The sequence below is a fragment of the Pseudomonas sp. NPDC089534 genome (assembly GCF_044749305.1).
GTDB lineage: Bacteria > Pseudomonadota > Gammaproteobacteria > Pseudomonadales > Pseudomonadaceae > Aquipseudomonas > Aquipseudomonas ekonensis.
This window is the reverse complement of record NZ_JBIVHR010000021.1, coordinates 38216-60542: the sequence shown is the minus strand read 5'-3', so window position 1 is coordinate 60542 and position 22327 is coordinate 38216. Positions and strand designations below refer to the sequence as shown.

The window sequence follows — 22327 nt, the reverse complement described above, 5'->3', positions numbered from 1 at the left end:
TATGCAGGAAGACGCCCCGAAACCCGCCAAGGACGCCGCGCCCACCGGCACCCAGACCCTGCTTCGCGGGTTGGGTGTGGTGCAGGCCGTCGCCAGCGGCGCCCGCGATCTCAAGGAGATCGCCCGCCTGATCGGCACCACGCGCAGCACCACCCACCGTCTGGCCAGTTGCCTGGTGGACGAGCGCTACCTGCGGGTGGTGCCGCAGGTCGGCTATCTGTTGGGGCCGAAGCTGATCGAGCTGGGGTTCCAGGCCCGCGAGGACCTGCCGCTGGTGACGTTGGCAGGGCCCTATCTGGACGAGTTGTCGGCGCTGACCGGCGACACCGTCCACCTGGGGATCCGCGAGGGCGACGAAGTGCTGTACCTGCTGAAGAATCCGGGGCGCAACGGCCCGGAAATGCGTTCGCGGGTCGGTCACCGCATGCCGCTGGCGCGCACCGGGATCGGCAAGGCGCTGATGCTCGACGACGCGCCGCAAGAGTGGCAGCGGCTGTACGACATCAGCCTGCCGGCGGGTGGGAAAAGCCAGTTCTGGCCGCAGCATCCGCAGCAGTCCTGGGCGCAGCTCGAACAGCGCATGAGCGAGTACGTGGCGGGCGGCTACGCATTCGACCTGGAAGACAACGAGCCGTCGATCCGCTGCGTGGCGGCGCCGGTGCGCGACGCCAGCAAGCGCATCGTCGCGGCCATCAGCATCGCCAGCACCGTGCCGTACATGCCGCTGGAGAAGATGGCCGAGCTGATCCCCCTGATCAAAGGGGTCACGGCCCGGCTGTCGGCGGAGCTTGGCCTTAAGGTCTGAGCCTCAGCGCTTGAGCGTCGCCATGTCGATCACGAAACGGTACTTCACGTCACCGGCGATCATCCGGGCGTAGGCCTCGTTGATCTGGCGGATGTCGAGCATTTCGATGTCGCAGGTGATGTTGTGCTCGGCGCAGAAATCCAGCACTTCCTGGGTTTCGGCGATGCCGCCGATCAGCGAACCGGCCAATACCCGACGGCCCAGCACCAGTTTGGCGGCGTGCACCGGCGGATCGATCGGTTCGATCAGGCCCACCAGAATATGCACGCCGTCGAAGCGCAGGGTGTCGAGGTAGGGGTTGAGGTCGTGCTGCACCGGGATGGTGTCGAGCAGGAAGTCGAACCGGCCGGCCGCGGCGGCCATCTGCTCGGCGTCGGTGGACACGATCACATGGTCGGCGCCCTGGCGGCGGCCTTCCTCGGCCTTGCTGGCGGAGCGGGTGAACAGCGTCACTTCGGCGCCCATGGCCTTGGCGAACTTGATGCCCATGTGGCCGAGGCCGCCCATGCCGAGGATCCCGACCTTGTCGCCGGCCTTCACGCCGTAGTGCTTGAGCGGCGAGTAGGTGGTGATGCCGGCGCAGAGGATCGGCGCGGCGTTGGCCGGATCCAGCGTCGCGGGGATGCGCACCACGAAATGCTCGCTGACCACGATGCTGTCGGAGTAGCCGCCCATGGTGTTGCTGCCGTCGACCCGGTCCGGGGTGGCGTAGGTCATGGTCGGGCCTTCGAGGCAGTATTGCTCCAGGTCGGCCTTGCAGGCTTCGCAGGTGCGGCAGGAGTCGACCATGCAGCCGACGCCGACCAGGTCGCCTACCTTATGTTGGGTGACGTTCGCACCGGTTGCGGTGACTTTTCCGACGATCTCGTGGCCAGGCATCAACGGGTAGACCGCGATGCCCCATTCGTTGCGGGCCTGGTGGATGTCGGAGTGGCAGACGCCACAGAACAGGATCTCGATGGCGACGTCGTCGGCCCGCAGGCTGCGGCGTTCGAACGTCATCGGGGCGAGGGGAGTGGTGGCCGTCTGGGCGGCGTAGCCGATGGCGGTGTACATGGGGAACCTCGCAAAAGCGCTGACAAGTGAGGCGGCGCATTCTGGGCGCAGGCCGGGTGTCCGGCCATGACGATTCCTCCGGGTGTCATGCCTATTCCTCCGGCATGCGGGGTTGGCGCGCCGCGTTGGCCAAAGGATCTGCGATGATGGTTTCGTGCCTTTTTCCGTCACTTTTCCGTGAAGAGCTTTCCATGCAGTTGACCCGCCATCTCGATGCCAATGCCACGCTGGTTTCGCTGATCGAACCGCTGGCCCGGCGCGACGGTTTCAGCCCGACCGGGTTGCCGGGCGTGCAGGTGCTGCGCGCCAGCTGCGATGTCGCCCGGGGCCCGCACATCTATGAGCCGAGCCTGATGATCATCGCCCAGGGCAGCAAACTGGCGTACCTGGGCCCGCGCACGATGGAGTACGGCGCCGGGCACTACCTGATCCAGGCGTTGCCGGTGCCGTTCGAGTGCGAGACCTATGCCGAGCCGGACGCGCCCCTGCTGGGCGTGTCGGTGTCGATCGACCGGGTGCTGCTCGGCGAGCTGGTGCTGGCCATGGGGCTGGCGCCGGGGCGGCACATTGCGGCGCAGACGCCGGAGTCGATGACCTCGGTGGTGCTCGACGACGACATGCGCGGCTGCGTCGAACGCTTGCTCGGCTGTCTGCACGATCCGCTGGCGTGCCGGATACTCGGGCCGGCGCGCATCCGCGAATTGCTCTTCACCGCGCTGCGCGGGCCCCAGGCCGATGTGCTGCGGGCGCTGGTGGAGCAGCAGGGGCAGTTTGCCCGAATCGCCGCGTCGATCAGCCACCTGCACACCCACTACACCGAACCGCTGAACGTCGAGACCCTGGCCGGTTGCGCGAACATGAGCGTGTCGACCTTCCACGAGCACTTCAAGCGCAGCACCTTGCTGTCGCCAGTGCAGTACCTCAAGCGCCTGCGCCTGCTCAAGGCCCAGACGCTGCTGATCGCCGAAGGGCTGGGCGTGGCGCAGGCGGCGCACCGGGTGGGTTACCAGAGCACGTCGCAGTTCAGCCGCGAGTACAAGCGCTACTTCGAACGCAGCCCGGGCGAGGAGCGCGCGGCCTGAACCGTTCCTGCCCTGCGTGTGGGGCAGCTTGCATTGATGTTGCAGGTGCGGGCGCTTTCGCGGGCAAGCCCGCTCCCACAGGTTTGTGGTCACCGCAGATTCGGCGGACACCCCGGCCCACTGTGGGAGCCAGCCTGCTGGCGATGAAGGCACCACCGTTCTCCCGCTGCCCTGTAAATGCCGGGCAACAAAAAGGCCCCCATTCGGGAGCCTCGTTGTTCTGCGGTGCGGCTTACATGTTCGGGTAAGTCGGGCCGCCGGCGCCTTCCGGCGCCACCCAAGTGATGTTCTGCGCAGGATCCTTGATGTCGCAGGTCTTGCAGTGCACGCAGTTCTGGGCGTTGATCTGGAAGCGCTTCTCGCCGTCTTCCTTGGTGATCACTTCATACACGCCGGCCGGGCAGTAGCGCTGGGCCGGTTCGTCGTAGATCGGCAGGTTCTTGGTCAGCGGGATGCTCGGGTCGGTCAGCCGCAGGTGGCACGGCTGCTCTTCCTCATGGTTGGTGCCGGAGATGAACACCGAGCTGAGCTTGTCGAAGCTGATCTTGCCGTCGGGTTTCGGGTAGTCGATCTTCTTGCACTCGGCCGCCGGCTTGAGGCAGGCGTAGTCCGGCTTGGTGTCGTGCAGGGTGAACGGCAGCTTGCCGCCGAAGATGTTCTGGTCGAGCCAGTTGAAGCCGCCGCCGACGATGGCGCCGAACTTGTGGATCGCCGGGCCGAAGTTGCGGCTGGCGAACAGCTCTTCGTGCAGCCAGCTGTTCTTGAAGGCGTCGACGTAGGCGGTCAGCTCTTCGGTGCCGTCCTTGTCGGCGAACAGCGCATCGGCCACGGACTCGGCCGCGAGCATGCCGGACTTCATCGCGGTGTGGCTGCCCTTGATCTTGGCGAAGTTCAGGGTGCCCAGGTCGCAGCCGATCAGCGCGCCGCCCTTGAAGACCATCTTCGGCAGCGAGTTCAGGCCGCCCTTGCAGATGGCGCGGGCGCCGTAGCTGATGCGCTTGCCGCCTTCCAGGTATTGCTTGAGCACCGGGTGGTGCTTGAGGCGCTGGAACTCGTCGAACGGCGACAGGTAGGTGTTGCTGTAGGACAGATCGACGATCAGGCCGACCACCACCTGGTTGTTCTCCAGGTGATAGAGGAACGAGCCGCCGGTGTTCTCGGTGCCCATGATGTCCATCGGCCAACCGGCGGTGTGCACCACCAGGCCCGGCTGGTGCTTGGCCGGGTCGATTTCCCAGATTTCCTTCAGGCCGATGCCGTAGTGCTGGGCGTCGGCGTCGCTGTCGAGGTTGAAGCGCTTGATCAGTTGCTTGCCGATGTGGCCGCGGCAGCCTTCGGCGAACAAGGTGTACTTGCCGCGCAGTTCCATGCCGGGGGTGTACAGGCCGTCCTTCGGATGGCCTTCGCGGTCGACGCCCAGGTCACCGGTGATGATCCCGCGCACCACGCCGTTCTCGTCGAACAGCGCTTCCTGGGCGGCGAAGCCCGGGTAGATCTCCACGCCCAGGTTCTCGGCCTGCTGGGCCAGCCAGCGGCACAGGTTGCCGAGGGAGATAATGTAGTTGCCTTCGTTGTGCATGGTCTTGGGCACAAAGAAGTCCGGGATCTTCTGCGCGCTTTCGGCGTTTTTCAGCACGAAGATGTCGTCGCGGGTGACGGGGGTGTTCAGCGGAGCGCCGAGCGCTTTCCAGTCGGGGAACAGCTCGTTCAGGGCCCGTGGTTCGAATACCGCGCCGGACAGGATGTGCGCGCCGACTTCGGAGCCTTTTTCGACCACGCAGACGCTGATTTCCTTACCGGCTTCGGCGGCCTTCTGCTTCAGGCGGCAGGCGGCGGAAAGGCCAGCGGGGCCGGCACCGACGATGACCACGTCGAATTCCATGTATTCGCGTTCCACAGGCTATCTCCTACTCAAGGCTCAACAGTTTTTTTTCTAATTTGGAGGTTTGATGTCGCATTCGTTATTGCCTTTACGTTAACGTCAAAGGAAATAATGGATAAGCCACCTGTCTCTCTAGGGGGCGCATTATATCTACACCACTCCTAGCGTCCAATACAAACGTTTGTTTGAATCGGCCGCAGGCCAGAGAAATCAAAGAAGCGCGGCTTATGGACGACCATTTTGCCGTATTGACCGGAATAGGCGTTCCGGTCAAGATACGGGCGGTTTTGCGCTCGCCGTAGGCTGAATGGTGGTTTCAAGAGCACCTCTAAAGACAGGGCGTAGGCGGTACGGCGGTGATGCGCAGCGCAGGGCTGGCGCGCAGTTTACACACCGGAAAGATGAATGACCTGTCGGTCGCTCCTGACGAACGGTCATTCGTCCCATGAGAGACTCTCCGTGCTCGAGCCGGCGTTTTTAGAGGTGCCCTTGTGCCCGATGAGCAACAACCGCCAGGTTCGCCTAGGCGACTTTCTTTTCACCGGAGAGTAACGAGGAATCCATGAAGGTTCTTGTAGCTGTCAAACGCGTTGTGGATTACAACGTCAAGGTTCGCGTGAAGGCGGACAATTCCGGCGTAGACCTCGCCAACGTCAAGATGTCGATGAACCCGTTCTGCGAAATCGCAGTGGAAGAAGCCGTGCGCCTGAAAGAGAAGGGCGTCGCGAGCGAGATCGTCGTCGTCTCCATCGGCCCGTCCACCGCTCAGGAGCAACTGCGTACCGCACTGGCCCTGGGTGCCGACCGCGCCATCCTCGTCGAATCCGCTGAAGACCTGACCTCCCTGGCCGTGGCCAAGCTGCTCAAGGCTGTGGTCGACAAGGAACAGCCTCAGCTGGTGATCCTGGGCAAACAGGCCATCGACAGCGACAACAACCAGACCGGCCAGATGCTCGCCGCGCTGAGCGGCTACGGTCAGGGCACCTTCGCCTCGAAAGTCGAAGTCTCCGGCGACAGCGTTGCCGTGACCCGCGAAATCGACGGCGGCGCGCAGACCGTTTCCCTGAAGCTGCCGGCCATCGTCACCACCGACCTGCGTTTGAACGAGCCGCGCTACGCGTCCCTGCCGAACATCATGAAAGCCAAGAAGAAGCCTCTGGAGACCCTGACTCCGGACGCCTTGGGCGTTTCCACCGCCTCCACCAACAAGACCCTGAAGGTCGAAGCCCCGGCTGCGCGCAGCGCGGGCATCAAGGTCAAGTCGGTGGCTGAACTGGTCGAGAAACTGAAAAACGAAGCGAAGGTAATCTAAATGACTATCTTGGTTATTGCTGAACACGACAACAAAGTGCTGGCCCCGGCCACGCTGAACACCGTTGCTGCCGCTGCCAAGATCGGCGGCGACATCCACGTGCTGGTCGCAGGCCAGGGCGCCGGCGCCGTGGCCGAAGCCGCCGCGAAGATCGCAGGCGTGAGCAAGGTCCTGAACGCCGACAACGCCGCCTACGCCAACCAGCTGCCGGAAAACGTCGCGCCGCTGGTGGCCGAACTGGGCAAGGGCTACAGCCACATCCTGGCCGCCGCCACCTCCAACGGCAAGAACATCCTGCCGCGCGTCGCCGCCCAGCTGGACGTCGACCAGATCTCCGAGATCATCTCGGTTGAAAGCGCCGACACCTTCAAGCGTCCGATCTACGCCGGCAACGCCATCGCGACCGTGCAGTCGACCGCCGCGATCAAGGTGATCACCGTGCGCGCCACCGGTTTCGACCCGGTTGCCGCCGAGGGCGGTTCGGCCGCCGTCGAAGCGGTTGCCGCTGCCCACAACGCCGGCACGTCCAGCTTCGTCAGCGAAGAACTGGCCAAGTCCGACCGTCCGGAACTGACCGCTGCCAAGATCGTCGTTTCCGGCGGCCGCGGCATGCAGAACGGCGACAACTTCAAGCACCTGTACGCCCTGGCCGACAAGCTGGGCGCTGCCGTCGGCGCGTCCCGCGCAGCGGTCGACGCAGGTTTCGTGCCGAACGACATGCAGGTCGGCCAGACCGGCAAGATCGTCGCTCCGCAGCTGTACATCGCCGTCGGCATCTCCGGCGCGATCCAGCACCTGGCCGGCATGAAGGACTCCAAGGTGATCGTCGCGATCAACAAGGACGAAGAAGCGCCGATCTTCCAGGTGGCCGATTACGGCCTGGTGGCGGATCTGTTCGAAGCGGTGCCTGAGCTGGAGAAGCTGGTCTAATCCGGCGGCTTCACTTATAAAGAGCCCGGCCTGTTGGTCGGGCTTTTTTTTGTTCCGGATTTGAGCGGGAGCGTTTCGCCATGAATCTGCGTCGCCGGTTGGGTTTTTCATTGCTGCTGGGTCTGGCCACTTTGCCGGGGCTGTCGATGGCGGCGGGCAAGTGCGAGCGTCTGGTGGTCACCGGCAGTCCGGATGCGCCGCCGTACCTGTGGCAGGATCCGCAGAACCCCCAACGGCTGATCGGCGCCAGCGCTGACCTGTTGCAGCAGGTGGCGAAGGATCTGGGGATCAAGGTCGAGCTGCTGTACGCCGGCAAGCGTTCCCAGGCGCTGGACGAGGTGCGCAGCGGACGCATGGACATGCTGGCCGACGCGCCGCTGACCTTCAACGAGCTGGAGAACCTCGACTACATCCACCCGCCGTTGCTGGAGAACGACTATCTGGTGTGGACGAAGAAGGGGTCGACGCTGACCTACGGCGAAGCGCGGGATCTTCATGGACATTCTGGCGCTCTGTCGGAAAAGTCTCGGTTGACCCAGGCATTCAGCGCCTTCGCCGAGCAGCAATTGACCCTCACCCGCACGGCAAACCTCACCCAGGCCCTGCAGAAACTGCTGCTGGGCGAGGTGGAATATGTACTCGCCGGCCGCTACTCGGGCATGGCGGCCGCGCAGGCACTGGGGATGGCCGACGACCTGCTGGCCTTCGGGCAACCGGTCGACCGTCCGGGCCTGTACCTGGCGGTATCGCACAACTCGGCCTGCAACGATCCGTGGTTGCGCGGACAGTTGGCCAAAAAGATGACAGAATTGCCCGCGTCCGGACTGACGGAAGCCGCGCTGCAGCGCAACATCGAGCGCTGGAAGGCGCAGCAGCAACAGCCGCAGCAACCTGTCAGTGCCCCAAAACAGTAGGGATTCTTAGTGAGCAATCGACTTCTTTTCGCAGCGGTGGCCGTTCTGGCGTTGGCCGGCTGCGCCAATGATCCTGCCCCCAATGAACAGATGCGCCTGACCGGGCAAGCCCTGGAGCAGGCCAAGGCCGTGGGCGCCACCGCCGACGATGTGCCGGAAATGAAACTGGCCGAAGACAAGTACAGCCGCGCCAAGGGCAGCATGGCCGGCGAGTCCTACAAGAACGCGCGGATGCGGGCCGAGCAGGCCGAGCTGGATGCGCGTCTGGCGGAGGCCAAGGTGCTGACCCACAAGAGCGAAGAGCAGGTGAGTGCGCTCAACACCCGCATCGCCCGCCTGCGCAAGCAACTGGGGGATGCCCAATGAGCCTTACGTCCAGACTCCTCGGCGGCCTGGTCGTGGCCGGCTGCGTCGGTCTCTACGGCTGTGCCGGCCAGCAGAGCGAATCGGCGCTGCAACAGGCGGGTGCCGATTTCCAGAAGGTCAAGGAAGACTCCAACGTGCTGCGCATCGCGCCGAAGGACGTGATCCGCGCCGGCGAATCCCTGGCCCGCGCCGACCGTCTTTCTACGTACTGGGGCAGCGGCGGCGACGTGCAGCATTACGCCTACCTCAGCCAGCGCTACAGCGCGATCGCCCGCGAGCACACCAATCAGGTGCTCAACGAAGAGCGCGCCGCGAAACTGGAGCTTGAACGCCAGCGCCTGCAACTGGCCCTGCGCGAGTCCAAGCTGTCGAGCGTGCAGCAGCAAGGCAAATGGCTGGAAGAGCAGATCGTTGCCCTGGCCACCACCCAGACCGACCGCGGCCTGGTGATGACCCTGGGCGATGTGCTGTTCGACACCGGCGAAGCGGAGCTCAACAACTCGGCGAACCGCGTGGTGCTCAAGCTTGTGCAGTTCCTGCAGCTCAATCCGAAGCGGGTGGTGCGCATCGAGGGCTACACCGACAGCACCGGCGGCAAGCAGGAAAACCTCAAGCTGTCCCGCGACCGCGCCCAGTCGGTGGCCGATGTGCTGATGGATCTGGGCATCGACGACAAGCGCATTCAGGTCGAAGGCTACGGTGACGAATATCCGGTGGACGCCAACGCTTCCGAGCGCGGGCGTGCGCAGAACCGTCGGGTGGAAATCGTGTTCTCCGACGAAAAAGGCCAGCTCGGCGCCGCCCGCTGAGGCTGGCGTCACTGGAAAGCCCGGGCTGTCAGGCAGCGCCGGGCTTTTTTACGTCTGTCGAATAGCGCGCATATTTTCAGGGTCACGGCTGACACTGCACTGTACGGTCGAGTAATGTGGCAACTGTCCCAGTACACTTCTAAACTGTTCCGGTATTGTTTCGAACAAGAATAAAACGCCCCGTGAAATCGAGTGCTGCGTCATGACCAACCTCTTGCTCTACCAGCGTATTGCTCAACAACTGGCTGAAGACATCCGTCGCGGCGTCTATCAGCCGGGGGAACGCGTGCCGTCGGTGCGCAAGATGAGTTCGCAGCTCAACGTCAGCCATGCCACGGTGCTGCAGGCTTACGCCAACCTTGAGGACCAGGGGCTGATCCGGGCGCGGCCGCAGTCCGGCTACTACGTGCACCAGACACCCGCCCTGACGGCGCCGACGCCGGACATCGCACGGGTCGAGCGGCCTGGCCTGGTCACCCGCAGCAGCATCATTCAGCAAGTGTTGGTCGAATCCCGCCGCGAAGGCGTGTTCCCGCTGGGCGCCGCGGTGCCCAGCGTCGATTACCTGCCGGTCCGGGCGCTGCACCAGCAGTTGGCCAAGGTCACGCGGTTCCACAGCCCGCGGGCGTTCAGCTATATGTTCAGCCCGGGCTTCGAACCGCTGCGCCGGCAAGTGGCGATCCGCATGCGCGATGCGGGCGTGGTGGTCGACCCGTTCGAAGTGGTGATCACCCACGGCTGCGTCGATGCCCTGCAGATGTCCCTGCGGGTGCTGACCCAGCCCGGCGACCTGATCGCCGCCGAGTCCCCGACCTACTACGGCCTGTTGCAGCTGGCCGACCTGTTGGGCCTGAAGGTCATCGAGATCCCCAGCGACCCGGCCACCGGCATGAGCCTGGAGGCCCTGCAGCTGGCGGCCAACCAATGGTCGATCAAGGCCCTGGTGCTGACCACGCGCCTGAGCAACCCGCTGGGCGGCACCATGCCCGAAGAGCGGCAGAAGCAGTTGCTGCGCCTGGCCTCGGACTTCGACATCCAGATCGTCGAGGACGACATCTACGGCGAGCTGATGTTCGAGCAGGGCCGCACCAAGGCGCTCAAGGCCTACGACCGGCTCGACCGGGTGATCTACTGTTCGAGCTTCTCCAAGACGCTGTCGCCGGGCGTGCGCATCGGCTGGATGATCGCCGGGAAATACCAGCAGGAGATCCAGCGTCTGCAGACGTTCAGCACCCATTCGGCGTGCAGCGTCACGCAAATGGCGATTGCGGCGTACCTGGAGAATGGCGGCTATGACCGGCATTTGCGGTACATCCGCCAGGAATACCGGAAAAACCTCAGCGCCTTCCAACTGGCGGTCCAGCAGTATTTCCCTGAGGGCACCCAGATGACCCGGCCCACCGGCGGCTTCATTCTCTGGGTGAGCCTGCCGGGGCGGGTCAACACCCAGGAATTGCACGTGCGGGCCCTGCAGCAGGGCATCAGCATCGCGCCGGGCCTGATCTTCAGCAACACCGAGCAGTTCAACCACTGCATCCGGCTCAACTGCGGAATTTCCTGGAACCGCGAGGCGGAGCGGACGCTGATGACCCTCGGCCTGCTGGCGACCCAGCTCTGCCAGGAGACCGCCGGCGGCTTCTGAGTCGATGGCGGAGCTTGTCACGAGGCGTCCGACAGGCGAGCATATGGCCCTCTGCCGTTGCCTCCGTTGAATTCATGAAAGCGATTTTTCCTGTCGTCCGGGTTTTGCTCTGCCTGTTTGTGATCGGACATGGGCCAGGTGTCCTGGCGGCTTCCGTCCAGGAAAAGGCACCCGCGGCCGCCGCCACGAAAAAGCCGGCCGCCGCGGCGAAGGCGGCTCCGGCGAAGAAGGCGCCGCAGAAGAAGGCTGCGCCGGTCAAGAAACGCGCACCGATCGCCTCCAAGTCGAAAGCGGCCAGCGAAGTGGTCAAGACACCGTTGCCGCCCGCCCGGCTCGACCTGAGCCTGCCCAAGGACATGGTTCAGCAACTGAAGCCGGCCGGCGCCGTGCCGCTGCCCAAGCATGAGGCGGTCTTGCCGCAGATGTTTGGCGAAAAGAACAGCGGCTTCCAGCTCAACGGCCGTTTGCTCAGCAACGAAATGCAGTTGCAGCTGCGCAACGAGGAGCGGCGTGAAGTCGAAGGGGCCGCGCTGGACTTCGAATTCAAGCAGTGAAACCCGCCCATCGGTGACCCGCCGGCCAGACGTTTTGTCGGAGACTGACCGGTCATTTCCGTTTACCTGCAAAAACTCCGTTTCAGGGAATTTAAAACAGGCGTTTTAGCCGTTACTCTGTTCCCCGTCCTTTTCATGCATTGCCCGTCGCGAGGAATCCGTTGCCATGAACTGCCGTGAAGGTTGTGGCGCCTGCTGCATCGCCCCATCCATCAGTTCGCCGATTCCCGGCATGCCCCAGGGCAAGCCCGCCGGCGAACGTTGCGTGCAGCTCTCGGCCGAAAACCTGTGCAGCATTTTCGGCCGGCCGGAACGCCCGGCGGTCTGTTCGGGTTTCAAGGCCGACCCTGAAGTCTGCGGCGACAGCCGCGAAGAGGCGATCAGGCTGATCGGCTGGTGGGAGCAGATGACGGCGGCGTGATGTGTCAAACGAACGGAACTTCAACAATAAGGAACAAGACTATGGGTTCGCTGCACCGTATCGCTGTGTTGTGCGGTCTGACCGCCGTGCTGGCCACTTCGGCCGCCCAGGCGGAAGACTGGAAGGTCGCCAAGAACGAGGACGGGATCAAGGTGTCCCTGAGCGAAGTGCCGGGCTCGGACTACAAGTCCTATCAGGGCGTGACGCTGATGAAGACCACCGTCGCCAAGCTGCGCGCGCTGCAGGAAGACGTTTCCGGCGCCTGCGCCTGGATTCACGAGTGCGAGTCCCAGAAACTGCTCAAGCACGAAGGCGACCAGAGCTGGACCTACACCCGCTTCAACACGCCGTGGCCGGTCACTCCGCGTGATTCGGTGCTGCACATCACCACCGTCGAAGGCGCCGACGGCAGCCTGACCCGCAACCTGGAAGGCGTGCCGAAGTACGTTCCGGAAGAGAAAGGCTATGTGCGGGTCGCCCAGGTCAAGGGCTTCTGGAAGTTCGTGCCCAAGGGCGACCAGGTCGAAGTGACCTACCAGGTGCACACCGAGCCGGGCGGCAGCGTGCCGGCGATGGTCGCCAACAAGTTCGTGGTGGATGCGCCGTTCAACACGCTCAAGGCCCTCAAGGCGCGCGCCGAGAAGTAAGCGCCGCCTGAGTCGACGAAACGCCCTGACCCCTCGGGGCGTTTTGTTTTGTGGCAGTTTTGTATTTTTTTTGTGTTTCCGGATATGCGTTGAACGAAATTTTCACAAACGCTTCCAGACAATTCGCCCGCATCTTTGCACCCCTGCCGGGCCCGGATGAAAGTGTCCGGCGCCAGGGCAGTAATCAATGGCAATGCCGCCGTCGATCGTGCAACATTTGCGCACCGCGCAAGCCCCGGGGCCTGGGAATGGCCAACAGAGGGCAGGGCGCAGCTGTTTCTTGCAATTTCAACTTCCAATGGGTCCTAAAACGACATGGCAAACCCGGACGCCCTGAACCGGCAGCGATCTTCCAGTCGCCTGCTGCAACCGACCGTCAAATCGCATCTGGCCTACACGCTGCTGTGCGCGCTGGTCATGATGGTGATGTTGTCCGTGCTGCGCCTCGCGCTGCTGGTCTACAACCGCGAGATGATCCTCGACACCCCGGCTTCCACCTTCCTCGAAGCCTTCGCCAACGGCTTGCGTTTCGACCTGCGCCTGGTGGTCTACCTCTGCATTCCGCTGCTGCTGGCGCTGTTCAGCGTCCGGGCGATGGCCGCGCGCGGCTTCTTCCGCCTGTGGCTGACCGTGGTGTCGAGCATCGCGCTGTTCCTCGGCCTGATGGAGATGGACTTCTACCGCGAGTTCCACCAGCGCCTCAACGGGCTGGTGTTCCAGTACGTGAAGGAAGACCCGAAAACCGTCATGAGCATGCTCTGGTACGGTTTCCCGGTGGTGCGCTATCTGCTGGCCTGGGCTGTGGGCACCGTGATCCTGACGCTGGCGTTCAAGGGCGCCGACCGCGCCACCCGCCCGCGCGGCCCGTTCAGCGGCGGCAACGTCGGCACCCGTCAGGTGGCGCCGTGGTATGCGCGTCTTGCGGTGTTCGTGGTCTGCCTGGTGATCTGCGTGGTGGCCGCCCGCGGCACCCTGCGCCAGGGCCCGCCGCTGCGTTGGGGCGACGTGTACACCACCGAATCGAACTTCGCCAACCAGTTGGGCCTCAACGGCACGCTGTCGCTGATCGCGGCGGCCAAGGACCGGATGGGCGAAGACCGCAACAACATCTGGAAGGCCACGCTGCCGCAGCCTGAGGCGCAGAAGGTCGTGCGCGAGATGCTGCTGATGCCGGACGACAAGCTGGTCGATGCCGACATCGCCGCCGTGCGTCGCGACTACACCCCGCCGGCCGACAAGACCCTGCCGATCAAGAACGTCGTCGTGATCCTGATGGAAAGCATGGCCGGCCATTCGGTGGGCGCGCTGGGCGGCCCGGGCAACATCACGCCGTACCTGGACAAGCTGTCGAAGGAAGGCCTGCTGTTCGACCGGTTCTTCTCCAACGGCACCCACACCCACCAGGGCATGTTCGCCACCATGGCGTGCTTCCCGAACCTGCCGGGCTTCGAATACCTGATGCAGACGCCGGAAGGCAGCCACAAGCTGTCCGGCCTGCCGCAGCTGCTCAGCGCCCGCGACTTCGACGATGTCTACGTCTACAACGGCGACTTCGCCTGGGACAACCAGTCGGGCTTCTTCAGCAACCAGGGCATGACCAACTTCGTCGGCCGCAACGATTTCGTGAATCCGGTGTTCTCCGACCCGACGTGGGGCGTGTCCGACCAGGACATGTTCGACCGTGGCCTGGAAGAGCTGAAGGCCCGCGACGGCAAGGACAAGAAACCGTTCTATGCCTTGCTGCAGACCCTGTCCAACCACACCCCGTATGCGCTGCCGACGCCGTTGCCGGTGGAGCGCGTGACCGACCGCGGCACCCTGAACGAGCACCTGACCGCCATGCGTTACGCGGACTGGGCGCTGGGCCAGTTCTTCGAGAAGGCCCGCAAGGAGCCGTACTTCAAGGAGACCCTGTTCGTCATCGTCGGCGACCACGGCTTCGGCAACGAACGCCAGATCACCGAGATGGACCTGGGCCGCTTCAACGTGCCGATGCTGATGATCGCGCCGGGCATCCAGGAGAAGTTCGGCCAGCGTGACCACACCGTGGGCACCCAGATCGACATCGTGCCGACCATCATGGGCCGCCTGGGCGGCGAAGTGCGTCACCAGTGCTGGGGCCGCGACCTGCTCAACCTGCCGCAGGGCGACACCGGCTTCGGTGTGATCAAGCCGTCGGGCAGTGAGCAGACCACCGCCATCGTGACCGCCGACCAGATCCTGGTGCTGCCGAAGGACAAGGACATGGCGCCGAAGATCTACGCCTACGAGCTGGGCGCCAATCCTCACGCCGAGGTCATTCCCGATGCGCCGCGCACCGCCGAGCTCAAGCACAAGCTCGAAGCGTTCCTGCAGACGGCCACCAAGAGCCTGATCGACAACACCGCCGGTGTGGTCAACGGCAAGCCGGACTGACCGTCAGGCAAGCCAGGTTCCGCTCCATGAAAAGAGGCCCTTGAAGGGCCTCTTTTTTTGCCTGCGAAAAACGCTATATCCGGCCGAGCAGCAACAGCACCAACAGCACGACCAGCACCACGCCGATGATGCCGGAAGGGCCGTAGCCCCAGCTTCTGGAGTGCGGAAAGACCGGCAGACCACCGATCAGCAACAGGATCAGGATAATGATGAGGATTGTGCCCATGTCTGTTTCCTTGTCGAGAAGGTTTCGGAAAGTCTTGCAGTCCAAGGCCGGCTGGAAACGATCCGGATCCAGGCGTCTTACAAGTTCCGACTGGCGCGCCCGACAGAAAATTCAATGTTTTTTGGCGGTGCCCGCAACGCCCTGCGCTCACGCCCGACGCGACGGTTTGCCCCCGCCATTCAGCAATCTGATGGAGCGTGGGCGGCTGCGGATCCTTCGCTACACTCCGCGCATCTTCCAAAGAACAACAAGGCTGTCTCTATGCAAAATCGCATGATGATCACTGGTGCAGGCTCCGGCCTGGGTCGCGAAATCGCGTTGCGCTGGGCGCGCGAGGGCTGGCGGCTGGCCTTGTCGGACGTCAGCGAGCCGGGCCTGCAGGAAACCCTCAAACTCGTGCGCGAGGCCGGCGGCGACGGCTTCGTCCAGCGCTGCGACGTGCGCGACTACAGCCAGCTCACGGCGTTCGCCCAGGCCTGCGAAGTGAAGTTCGGGGGCATCGACATCATCGTCAACAATGCGGGCGTGGCCTCGGGCGGCTTCTTCAGCGAACTGTCGCTGGAAGACTGGGACTGGCAGATCGCGATCAACCTCATGGGCGTGGTCAAGGGCTGCAAGGCGTTCCTGCCGCTGCTGGAGCAGAGCAAGGGCAAGATCATCAACATCGCCTCCATGGCGGCGCTGATGCAGGGGCCGGCCATGAGCAACTACAACGTGGCCAAGGCCGGTGTGGTGGCGCTGTCGGAAAGCCTGCTGGTCGAACTGGCGCAGCAGGAAGTCAGTGTCCATGTGGTGTGCCCGTCGTTCTTCCAGACCAACCTGCTGGACTCGTTCCGAGGCCCGACGCCGGCCATGAAGGCCCAGGTCGGCAAATTGCTGGAAAGCTCGCCGATCACCGCCGCCGACATCGCCGACTACATCTTCAACCGGGTCGCCGCCGGCGAGTTCATGATCCTGCCCCACGAACAAGGGCGCATGGCCTGGGCGCTCAAGCAGAAGAATCCGCAACTGTTGTACGACGAAATGACCGCCATGGCCGACAAAATGCGCGCCAAGGCCCGGCAGAGCAACGGCTGAACTTGCTCCCGCAGTGCCTCATCGTTAGGGTGGCCGCAACAGTCACCCTGACGAGACGTCTTGCATGCTCAATTACCTGTGGTTCTTTCTTGCCGCGCTGTTCGAAATCGCCGGCTGCTTCGCCTTCTGGATGTGGCTGCGCCAGGGCAAAAGCGCGCTTTGGGTGATTCCCGCGCTGCTGAGCCTGACCCTGTTCGCGCTGCTGCTCACGCGCATCGAGGCGGCCTACGCCGGGCGTGCCTACGCCGCTTACGGCGGCATTTACATCATCGCTTCGATCGGCTGGCTGGCGGTGGTCGAGCGCATCCGACCCCTGGGCTCGGACTGGATCGGGGTCGCGCTGTGCGTGATCGGCGCCAGCGTGATCCTGTTCGGTCCGCGGTTTTCCGCTGCCTGAAACGGTGTAGGTTTTCACCGGTTTGCGGGAAACGTCCGAAGGGCGCCGCGCCGGTGACGTGTAGGGCATGACTGATTTGTCCGGCGCGCATTGTGAAGCACCGGTAAGCCGCGCATCTTCAAGGCTCGCTCACCTTGAAGGATCTATCCCATGCTTGTACTCAGCCGTGTCGTCGGCGAACAGATTTCCATCGGCCACAACATTTCCCTGCGCGTGCTGTCGGTCAACGGCTCCAGCGTCCGCTTCGGCGTCGAGGCGCCGCAGCAGGTCGAAGTGCACCGCGCCGAGGTCTACGAACGCATCCAGCGCAAGCAGGCGGGCGGCAAGGGGCGCTGAAGGTCAGTCGAACAGGTGCTTGGGCACGTCGTGCTTGAGCATCAGTTGGCACTGCTCGCTTTCCGGGTCGAACACGATCAGCGCCTGGCCTTTGCTCAGGGCCTGGCGGACCCGCAGCACGCGGGTCTCCAGCGGGGTGTCGTCGCCGTTGTCGGTGCCGTCGCGGGTGACGAAGTCCTCGATCAGACGGGTGAGGGTGTCGACTTCAAGCATGTCGTGGGGAATCAGCATGGGCGCCTCGGTTCGGTCAATGCCGTGATGCTACGGCGATTGGCGGTCGGCGGCCAGCGCGGGAGGAGCCGGTGGCCTGTTCGCCCCTTCGCCGGCAAGCCCGATCCCTGTGGGAGCCGGCCTGCCGGCGATGGCGCCGGCCAAGGCACCGCCGACCTAACGGTCGGACCTCTGTCCCACGAGGCTGTCCACCGACGGCACCCGCGTGTCGCTTTCCATCTGGGTGTCATGTTCGATCTGATGGCTGAAGCGCTCCAGGGACGCATCGGCCGGTTGCGCATCGCTGGCGAACACCGGCGCACTGAGCATGTACGCCCCCAGCAGACGGCTGAGCGCCGCCAGGCTGTCGAGGTGGGTGCGTTCATAGCCGTGGGTCGCGTCGCAGCCGAACGCGAGCAGGGCGGTGCGGATGTCGTGGCCGGCGGTCACCGCCGAATGGGCGTCGCTGAAGTAATAGCGGAACAGGTCGCGGCGCACCGGCAAATCGTGTTCGCCGGCCAGGCGCAGCAGGTGCCGTGACAGGTGATAGTCGTACGGCCCGCCGGAGTCCTGCATCGCGACGCTGACCGCGTGTTCGCTGGAGTGCTGGCCGGGCGCGACCGGCGCGATGTCGATGCCGACGAATTCGCTGACGTCCCAGGGCAGGGCAGCCGCCGCGCCGCTGCCGGTCTCCTCGGTGATGGTGAACAGCGGGTGGCAGTCGATCAGCGGTTCCCGGCCGCTGTCGACGATGGCCTTGAGCGCCGCCAGCAGGGCGGCCACACCGGCCTTGTCGTCGAGGTGGCGGGCGCTGATGTGGCCGCTTTCGGTGAACTCCGGCAGCGGGTCGAACGCCACCACGTCGCCGATGCCGATGCCCAGCGAGTCGCAGTCGGCCCGCGTGGCGCAGTAGGCGTCCAGGCGCAGCTCGACGTGATCCCAGCTGATCGGCAGCTCATCCACCGCCGTGTTGAACGCATGCCCGGAAGCCATCAGCGGCAGGACGCTGCCGCGGATCACGCCATTGTCGGTGAACAGGCTGACGCGGCTGCCTTCGGCGAAGCGGCTCGACCAACAGCCGACCGGGGCGAGCGTCAAGCGGCCGTTGTCCTTGATCGCACGCACGGCGGCGCCGATGGTGTCCAGGTGCGCCGACACCGCCCGGTCGGGGCTGTTCTTCTTGCCCTTGAGCGTGGCGCGGATCGTGCCGCGGCGGGTCATCTCGAAAGGGATGCCGAGTTCCTCCAGGCGTTCGGCGACATAGCGCACGATGGTGTCGGTGAACCCGGTGGGGCTGGGAATCGCGAGCATTTCCAGCAGGACTTTCTGCAGGTAGTTCAGGTCCGGTTCGGGAAGTTGATTGGCCATGGAATCTCCTGATGGGGGTGGCATGCGCTGGCTGTGACAGCGCCTTTGCGGGCAGCCGCATGTCCCTGCGGGAACGGGTTTGCCCGCGAAGGCGTCGGTTCGGCCGGCGCACAGTCAGAAGGCAGCGGCTCGGCTGTGCGGAAACAGCAGATCCACAAACCGTTCCGCCGTCGGCTGCGGTTCGTGGTTGGCCAGGCCGGCCCGTTCGTTGGCTTCGATGAACACATGTTCCGGCCGGTCGGCGGCGGTCACCATCAGGTCGAGGCCCACCACCGGAATGTCCAGCGCCCGCGCCGCGCGCACGGCCGCATCGGCCAGCGTCGGATGCAGGATGGCCGTGACGTCTTCCAGGGTGCCGCCGGTGTGCAGGTTCGCCGTGCGCCGGACGGACAGCGTCTCGCCCGCCGGCAAGACGCTTTCGCAGTCGTAGCCGGCCATGCGCAGGGTGCGCCGGGTCTCGTCGTCCAGCGGGATCTTGCTTTCCCCGCCGGTGGCCGCCTGCCGGCGCCGGCTCTGGGCCTCGATCAGTGCGCCGACCGTATGGCGGCCGTCGCCGATCACCTGCGCCGGACGGCGGATCGCCGCCGCCACGACCTCAAAGCCGATGACCAGGATCCGCAGGTCGAGCCCTTCGTGGAAACTCTCCAGCAACACCCGGCTGTCGAATGCCTTTGCCGCTTCGACGGCCCGCTGCACGTCCTCGATGCCCTGCAGGTCCACCGCCACGCCCTGGCCCTGTTCGCCGTCCAGGGGCTTGACCACTACCCGCAGGTGCTCGTCGAGAAACGCCAGGTTGTCGTCCGCGTTGCCCGCCAACCGCTGCGCCGGCAGGTTCAGCCCGGCGGCCTTGAGCGCCTTGTGGGTCAGGCTCTTGTCCTGGCACAGGGTCATGCTGACGGCGCTGGTCAGGTCGCTCAGGGATTCGCGGCAACGCACCCGGCGCCCGCCGTGGCTGAGGGTGAACAGGCCGGCTTCGGCATCGTCCACCTGCACATCGATGCCGCGCCGATGCGCCTCGTCGACGATGATCCGCGCGTAGGGATTGAACGGCGCCACCGGTCCCGGACCCAGGAACAGCGACTGGTTGATGCCGTTCTTGCGTTTGATGGCGAACGTCGGCAGGTTGCGCAAACCCAGTTTGGCGTAGAGGTTCTTCGCCTGCCGGTTATCGTGCAGCACCGACAGGTCGAGATGGCTCAGGCCCCGGCTCATGAAGTGTTCGATCAGGTGACGCACCAGCACTTCGCCGACCCCGGGGCGCGGGCACTGCGGATCGACCGCCAGGCACCACAGGCTGCTGCCGTTCTCCGGGTCGCGGTACGCCTTGCGGTGATTGAGCCCCATCACGCTGCCGATCACCGCGCCGCTGTCTTCGTCTTCGGCCAGCCAGTACACCGGCCCGCCCCGGTGATGCGGGGTGAGCCGGGCGGGATCGACCGGCAGCATGCCGCGGGCCTGATACAGCTGGTTGATGGCCTGCCAGTCCGCATCGCCCTGGGCGCGGCGGATGCGGAAGCCGCGGAAGATCCGGGTCGCCGGGCGGTAGTCGCTGAACCACAGGCGCAGGGTGTCGGAGGGGTCGAGAAACAGCTGTGCGGGTTCGAGCCCGAGCACCTGCTGCGGTGCGGCGACGTACAGCGCGATGTCGCGTTCGCCCGGCCGCTCCTTGAGCAGTTCCCCGGCGAGGCTCGCAGGATCGGCAAAGGTATGGCCGATCAGCAGGCGGCCCCAGCCGCAATGCACGGCGATCGGGACGCTGGCCGGTTGGCTGCCGTCTTCGGCCAGGCGCGCCTGCAAACGTTCGTAGGAGGGGGCCTGACCGCGCAGCAGGCGCTGGCCGAAGGCTGTGGCATGGGGTTTCATCGGTCAGATTCCTTGTTCGCTGAGCCACAGGTTCAGGGCTGCCAGTTGCCACAGCCGGGAGCCGCGCAGAGGCGTCAGGTGACGTTGGGGATCGGTCAGCAGGCGGTCGAGCGCCGCCGGCTCGAACAGGCCGCGGTTCTGGCTCGGGTCGAGCAGCAGATCGCGTACCCAGTCCAGCGTGTCACCCTGCAGATGCTTGAGGCCGGGCACCGGGAAATAGCCCTTCTTGCGGTCGATCACCTGCGCGGGAATGACCTGCCTCGCCGCTTCCTTGAGCACCTGCTTGCCGCCGTCGGGCAACTTGAAGCGTGCGGGAATCCGCGCCGACAGCTCGACCAGGCGATAGTCCAGGAACGGCGTCCGCGCCTCCAGGCCCCAGGCCATGGTCATGTTGTCGACCCGCTTGACCGGGTCGTCCACCAGCATCACCGTGCTGTCCAGGCGCAGGGCCTTGTCCACCGGATCGTCGGCGCCGGGCTGCGCGAAGTGTTCCTTCACGAAATCGCCCGCCGCGTCATTGGCCGTCAGCCATTTCGGTTGCACGGTGGCCTTGTAGTCCTCGTGGCTGCAGTCGAAGAACGCCTGGCGATAGGCCGCATACGGATCGGCGGCGCCGTCCACCTGCGGATACCAGTGATAGCCGGCGAACAGCTCGTCGGCGCCCTGGCCGCTCTGCACCACTTTGCAGTGCTTGGCCACTTCGCGGGACAGCAGGTAGAAGGCGATGCAGTCGTGGCTGACCATCGGCTCGCTCATGGCGCGGAACGCGGCGGGCAACTGTTCGATGATTTCCTTTTCGTCGATGCGCAACTGATGGTGGCGGGTGCCGTAATGCCTGGCGATCAGGTCCGAGTACCGGAACTCGTCGCCGCGCTCGCCGCCGGCATCCTGAAAGCCGATGGAGAAGGTCGACAGGTTGTCCGCACCGGCTTCACGCAACAGCCCGACCAGCAGGCTCGAATCGACGCCGCCGGACAGCAGCACGCCCACATCCACCGCCGCGCGCTGCCGGATGGCGACCGCCTTCCGGGTGCTGTCCAGCACGCGGTCGCGCCAGTCCTCGAGCGTCAGGCCTTTCTCGTCTTCGCGTGGGCCGTAGGGCAGCGTCCACCAGGTTTTGCGTTCGGTGAGCCCGTCCGCGCCGATGCGCATCCAGGTGGCGGGCGGCAGCTTTTCGACGCCGGCCAGCAAGGTGCGCGGCGCCGGGACGACGGCGTGGAAATTCAGGTAATGGTTGAGGGCGACCGGGTCGAGGACCGGGCTGATGTCGCCGCCCTTGAGCAGCGCCGGCAGGCTTGAGGCAAAGCGCAGGCGTTCGCCGGTGCGCGACAGGTAAAGGGGTTTCACGCCGAGCCTGTCGCGGGCGACGAACAGCCGCTGCGCATCGCGCTCCCAGATGGCCAGGGCAAACATGCCGTTGAGCCTGGGCAGCAGCGCTTCCCCCCAGGCGTGATAACCCTTGAGCAGCACTTCGGTGTCGCCGCCGGAATGGAAGGCATAGCCGAGGCCTTCGAGTTCGGCGCGCAGTTCCGGGAAGTTGTAGACCGCGCCGTTGAAGGCCAGGGACAGGCCCAGCGGGTTGTCGGTCATCGGCTGCGCCGAGCCTTCCGACAGGTCCATGACTTTCAGGCGACGGTGGCCCAGGGCGATCGGTCCCTGGGCATGGAAGCCCCAGGCGTCGGGGCCGCGGGGGGCCAGGTGATGGGTGATTCGTTCGATGGCTGCAAGGTCTGCAGGGTGATGGTCAAAACGTAACTCGCCAGCTAATCCGCACATAGGTTCCTTACCGGTTTTTCCGTTGGGGAGGTCAAGCCGCACCGTGCCCGAATGGCCGGTACTGAAAAACTGACCCGCGCAGGAAGCGGTAGTTTTAGAACGATCGGTTATAAAACGTCCCGGGCGAGCGGCGGCCCATAGCAGATCCGCGAGCGTTTCGTGCGTTAGCGGGTAATGGGAAACATGGGAATTCCTGCTGATCCGGTACGGCAACCGCACAGGATTTCGCGTTATCAATC

General features: G+C 64.8%; 22 protein-coding genes. 15 read left to right on the top strand and 7 right to left on the bottom strand.

Annotated features, from left to right (window positions below):
• The first annotated feature begins 1 nt into the window (after position 1).
• Positions 2-805, top strand: a complete 804-nt coding sequence (locus ACIP0B_RS09195; RefSeq protein WP_400831390.1) for an IclR family transcriptional regulator — start codon at positions 2-4, stop codon at positions 803-805.
• Positions 806-808: 3 nt separating this feature from the next.
• On the opposite strand, the gene ACIP0B_RS09190 is transcribed toward ACIP0B_RS09195, so the two are convergent.
• Positions 809-1861 carry an NAD(P)-dependent alcohol dehydrogenase gene (locus tag ACIP0B_RS09190; protein ID WP_085578089.1) on the bottom strand — a complete coding sequence of 351 codons (1053 nt, stop codon included), beginning with the start codon at positions 1859-1861 and terminating at the stop codon, positions 809-811.
• A 191-nt stretch (positions 1862-2052) separates the two neighbouring features.
• On the opposite strand from ACIP0B_RS09190, the gene ACIP0B_RS09185 reads away from it, so the two are divergent.
• The gene (locus ACIP0B_RS09185; RefSeq protein ID WP_400831358.1) at positions 2053-2943 is read left to right on the top strand and encodes an AraC family transcriptional regulator N-terminal domain-containing protein; all 891 of its coding nucleotides are present in this window, start codon (positions 2053-2055) and stop codon (positions 2941-2943) included.
• 232 nt (positions 2944-3175) lie between these two features.
• Here ACIP0B_RS09185 and ACIP0B_RS09180 read toward each other — a convergent pair whose 3' ends face one another.
• Positions 3176-4840, bottom strand: a complete 1665-nt coding sequence (locus ACIP0B_RS09180) for an electron transfer flavoprotein-ubiquinone oxidoreductase (protein ID WP_400831356.1) — start codon at positions 4838-4840, stop codon at positions 3176-3178.
• A 547-nt stretch (positions 4841-5387) separates the two neighbouring features.
• Between ACIP0B_RS09180 and ACIP0B_RS09175 the strand changes: the two genes are divergently transcribed.
• From ACIP0B_RS09175 to ACIP0B_RS09130, 10 genes are all read left to right on the top strand, one after another.
• On the top strand, positions 5388-6137 hold the full coding sequence (locus ACIP0B_RS09175; protein ID WP_085578087.1) for an electron transfer flavoprotein subunit beta/FixA family protein: 750 nt from the start codon (positions 5388-5390) through the stop codon (positions 6135-6137).
• Complete coding sequence (locus tag ACIP0B_RS09170; protein WP_400831354.1) at positions 6138-7067, top strand: electron transfer flavoprotein subunit alpha/FixB family protein; 930 nt, start codon at positions 6138-6140, stop codon at positions 7065-7067.
• Between the two features lie 80 nt (positions 7068-7147).
• A complete protein-coding gene (locus ACIP0B_RS09165) occupies positions 7148-7981 on the top strand; it encodes a substrate-binding periplasmic protein (RefSeq protein WP_400831352.1) in 834 nt (277 codons plus the stop codon).
• Between the two features lie 9 nt (positions 7982-7990).
• A complete protein-coding gene (locus tag ACIP0B_RS09160; protein ID WP_400831351.1) occupies positions 7991-8347 on the top strand; it encodes a DUF4398 domain-containing protein in 357 nt (118 codons plus the stop codon).
• Positions 8344-9156: an OmpA family protein gene (locus ACIP0B_RS09155; RefSeq protein WP_400831350.1), complete on the top strand. Its 813-nt coding sequence runs from the start codon at positions 8344-8346 to the stop codon at positions 9154-9156. Before ACIP0B_RS09160 ends, ACIP0B_RS09155 begins: the two co-directional genes overlap by 4 nt.
• 202 nt (positions 9157-9358) lie before the next feature.
• The gene (locus ACIP0B_RS09150) at positions 9359-10798 is read left to right on the top strand and encodes a PLP-dependent aminotransferase family protein (RefSeq protein WP_400831348.1); all 1440 of its coding nucleotides are present in this window, start codon (positions 9359-9361) and stop codon (positions 10796-10798) included.
• A gap of 74 nt (positions 10799-10872) precedes the next feature.
• The gene (locus tag ACIP0B_RS09145) at positions 10873-11352 is read left to right on the top strand and encodes a translation initiation factor 2 (RefSeq protein ID WP_400831389.1); all 480 of its coding nucleotides are present in this window, start codon (positions 10873-10875) and stop codon (positions 11350-11352) included.
• A 166-nt stretch (positions 11353-11518) separates the two neighbouring features.
• Positions 11519-11773 carry a YkgJ family cysteine cluster protein gene (locus tag ACIP0B_RS09140; RefSeq protein WP_400831347.1) on the top strand — a complete coding sequence of 85 codons (255 nt, stop codon included), beginning with the start codon at positions 11519-11521 and terminating at the stop codon, positions 11771-11773.
• A gap of 41 nt (positions 11774-11814) precedes the next feature.
• Positions 11815-12420 (top strand): START domain-containing protein, encoded by a 606-nt coding sequence (locus ACIP0B_RS09135; protein WP_400831345.1) that lies wholly within the window; start codon positions 11815-11817, stop codon positions 12418-12420.
• 315 nt (positions 12421-12735) lie between these two features.
• Positions 12736-14835 carry an LTA synthase family protein gene (locus ACIP0B_RS09130; protein WP_400831344.1) on the top strand — a complete coding sequence of 700 codons (2100 nt, stop codon included), beginning with the start codon at positions 12736-12738 and terminating at the stop codon, positions 14833-14835.
• A 73-nt stretch (positions 14836-14908) separates the two neighbouring features.
• On the opposite strand, the gene ACIP0B_RS09125 is transcribed toward ACIP0B_RS09130, so the two are convergent.
• Positions 14909-15061, bottom strand: a complete 153-nt coding sequence (locus ACIP0B_RS09125) for a DUF3309 family protein (protein WP_003226960.1) — start codon at positions 15059-15061, stop codon at positions 14909-14911.
• Between the two features lie 261 nt (positions 15062-15322).
• Here ACIP0B_RS09125 and ACIP0B_RS09120 point away from each other — a divergent pair, with 261 nt between their 5' ends.
• From ACIP0B_RS09120 to csrA, 3 genes are all read left to right on the top strand, one after another.
• Positions 15323-16138: an SDR family oxidoreductase gene (locus ACIP0B_RS09120; RefSeq protein ID WP_400831342.1), complete on the top strand. Its 816-nt coding sequence runs from the start codon at positions 15323-15325 to the stop codon at positions 16136-16138.
• A gap of 64 nt (positions 16139-16202) precedes the next feature.
• Positions 16203-16535, top strand: coding sequence for a YnfA family protein (locus ACIP0B_RS09115; RefSeq protein ID WP_400831340.1), 333 nt, complete (start codon positions 16203-16205; stop codon positions 16533-16535).
• A 150-nt stretch (positions 16536-16685) separates the two neighbouring features.
• Complete coding sequence (gene csrA / locus ACIP0B_RS09110; RefSeq protein WP_400831339.1) at positions 16686-16871, top strand: carbon storage regulator CsrA; 186 nt, start codon at positions 16686-16688, stop codon at positions 16869-16871.
• A gap of 3 nt (positions 16872-16874) precedes the next feature.
• On the opposite strand, the gene ACIP0B_RS09105 is transcribed toward csrA, so the two are convergent.
• The 4 genes from ACIP0B_RS09105 to ACIP0B_RS09090 form a co-directional block, all read right to left on the bottom strand.
• Positions 16875-17102 carry a YheU family protein gene (locus ACIP0B_RS09105; RefSeq protein ID WP_085629731.1) on the bottom strand — a complete coding sequence of 76 codons (228 nt, stop codon included), beginning with the start codon at positions 17100-17102 and terminating at the stop codon, positions 16875-16877.
• 156 nt (positions 17103-17258) lie between these two features.
• Entirely contained in the window at positions 17259-18449 is a 1191-nt protein-coding gene (locus ACIP0B_RS09100; RefSeq protein WP_400831338.1) for an osmoprotectant NAGGN system M42 family peptidase, read from the bottom strand.
• Positions 18450-18563: 114 nt separating this feature from the next.
• Entirely contained in the window at positions 18564-20312 is a 1749-nt protein-coding gene (ngg, locus tag ACIP0B_RS09095) for an N-acetylglutaminylglutamine synthetase (protein ID WP_400831336.1), read from the bottom strand.
• 3 nt (positions 20313-20315) lie between these two features.
• Positions 20316-22088 carry an N-acetylglutaminylglutamine amidotransferase gene (locus ACIP0B_RS09090; protein WP_400831335.1) on the bottom strand — a complete coding sequence of 591 codons (1773 nt, stop codon included), beginning with the start codon at positions 22086-22088 and terminating at the stop codon, positions 20316-20318.
• Positions 22089-22327 lie beyond the last annotated feature (239 nt).

Coding starts and splice junctions, on each gene's coding strand:
- ngg (WP_400831336.1), bottom strand. CDS start 20,312: ATGAAACCCCATGCCACAGCCTTCGGCCAGCGCCTGCTGCGCGGTCAG.
- ACIP0B_RS09120 (WP_400831342.1), top strand. CDS start 15,323: ATGCAAAATCGCATGATGATCACTGGTGCAGGCTCCGGCCTGGGTCGC.
- ACIP0B_RS09125 (WP_003226960.1), bottom strand. CDS start 15,061: ATGGGCACAATCCTCATCATTATCCTGATCCTGTTGCTGATCGGTGGT.
- ACIP0B_RS09135 (WP_400831345.1), top strand. CDS start 11,815: ATGGGTTCGCTGCACCGTATCGCTGTGTTGTGCGGTCTGACCGCCGTG.
- ACIP0B_RS09105 (WP_085629731.1), bottom strand. CDS start 17,102: ATGCTGATTCCCCACGACATGCTTGAAGTCGACACCCTCACCCGTCTG.
- ACIP0B_RS09190 (WP_085578089.1), bottom strand. CDS start 1,861: ATGTACACCGCCATCGGCTACGCCGCCCAGACGGCCACCACTCCCCTC.
- csrA (WP_400831339.1), top strand. CDS start 16,686: ATGCTTGTACTCAGCCGTGTCGTCGGCGAACAGATTTCCATCGGCCAC.
- ACIP0B_RS09090 (WP_400831335.1), bottom strand. CDS start 22,088: ATGTGCGGATTAGCTGGCGAGTTACGTTTTGACCATCACCCTGCAGAC.
- ACIP0B_RS09140 (WP_400831347.1), top strand. CDS start 11,519: ATGAACTGCCGTGAAGGTTGTGGCGCCTGCTGCATCGCCCCATCCATC.
- ACIP0B_RS09100 (WP_400831338.1), bottom strand. CDS start 18,449: ATGGCCAATCAACTTCCCGAACCGGACCTGAACTACCTGCAGAAAGTC.
- ACIP0B_RS09195 (WP_400831390.1), top strand. CDS start 2: ATGCAGGAAGACGCCCCGAAACCCGCCAAGGACGCCGCGCCCACCGGC.
- ACIP0B_RS09170 (WP_400831354.1), top strand. CDS start 6,138: ATGACTATCTTGGTTATTGCTGAACACGACAACAAAGTGCTGGCCCCG.
- ACIP0B_RS09175 (WP_085578087.1), top strand. CDS start 5,388: ATGAAGGTTCTTGTAGCTGTCAAACGCGTTGTGGATTACAACGTCAAG.
- ACIP0B_RS09130 (WP_400831344.1), top strand. CDS start 12,736: ATGGCAAACCCGGACGCCCTGAACCGGCAGCGATCTTCCAGTCGCCTG.
- ACIP0B_RS09155 (WP_400831350.1), top strand. CDS start 8,344: ATGAGCCTTACGTCCAGACTCCTCGGCGGCCTGGTCGTGGCCGGCTGC.
- ACIP0B_RS09115 (WP_400831340.1), top strand. CDS start 16,203: ATGCTCAATTACCTGTGGTTCTTTCTTGCCGCGCTGTTCGAAATCGCC.
- ACIP0B_RS09150 (WP_400831348.1), top strand. CDS start 9,359: ATGACCAACCTCTTGCTCTACCAGCGTATTGCTCAACAACTGGCTGAA.
- ACIP0B_RS09185 (WP_400831358.1), top strand. CDS start 2,053: ATGCAGTTGACCCGCCATCTCGATGCCAATGCCACGCTGGTTTCGCTG.
- ACIP0B_RS09165 (WP_400831352.1), top strand. CDS start 7,148: ATGAATCTGCGTCGCCGGTTGGGTTTTTCATTGCTGCTGGGTCTGGCC.
- ACIP0B_RS09145 (WP_400831389.1), top strand. CDS start 10,873: ATGAAAGCGATTTTTCCTGTCGTCCGGGTTTTGCTCTGCCTGTTTGTG.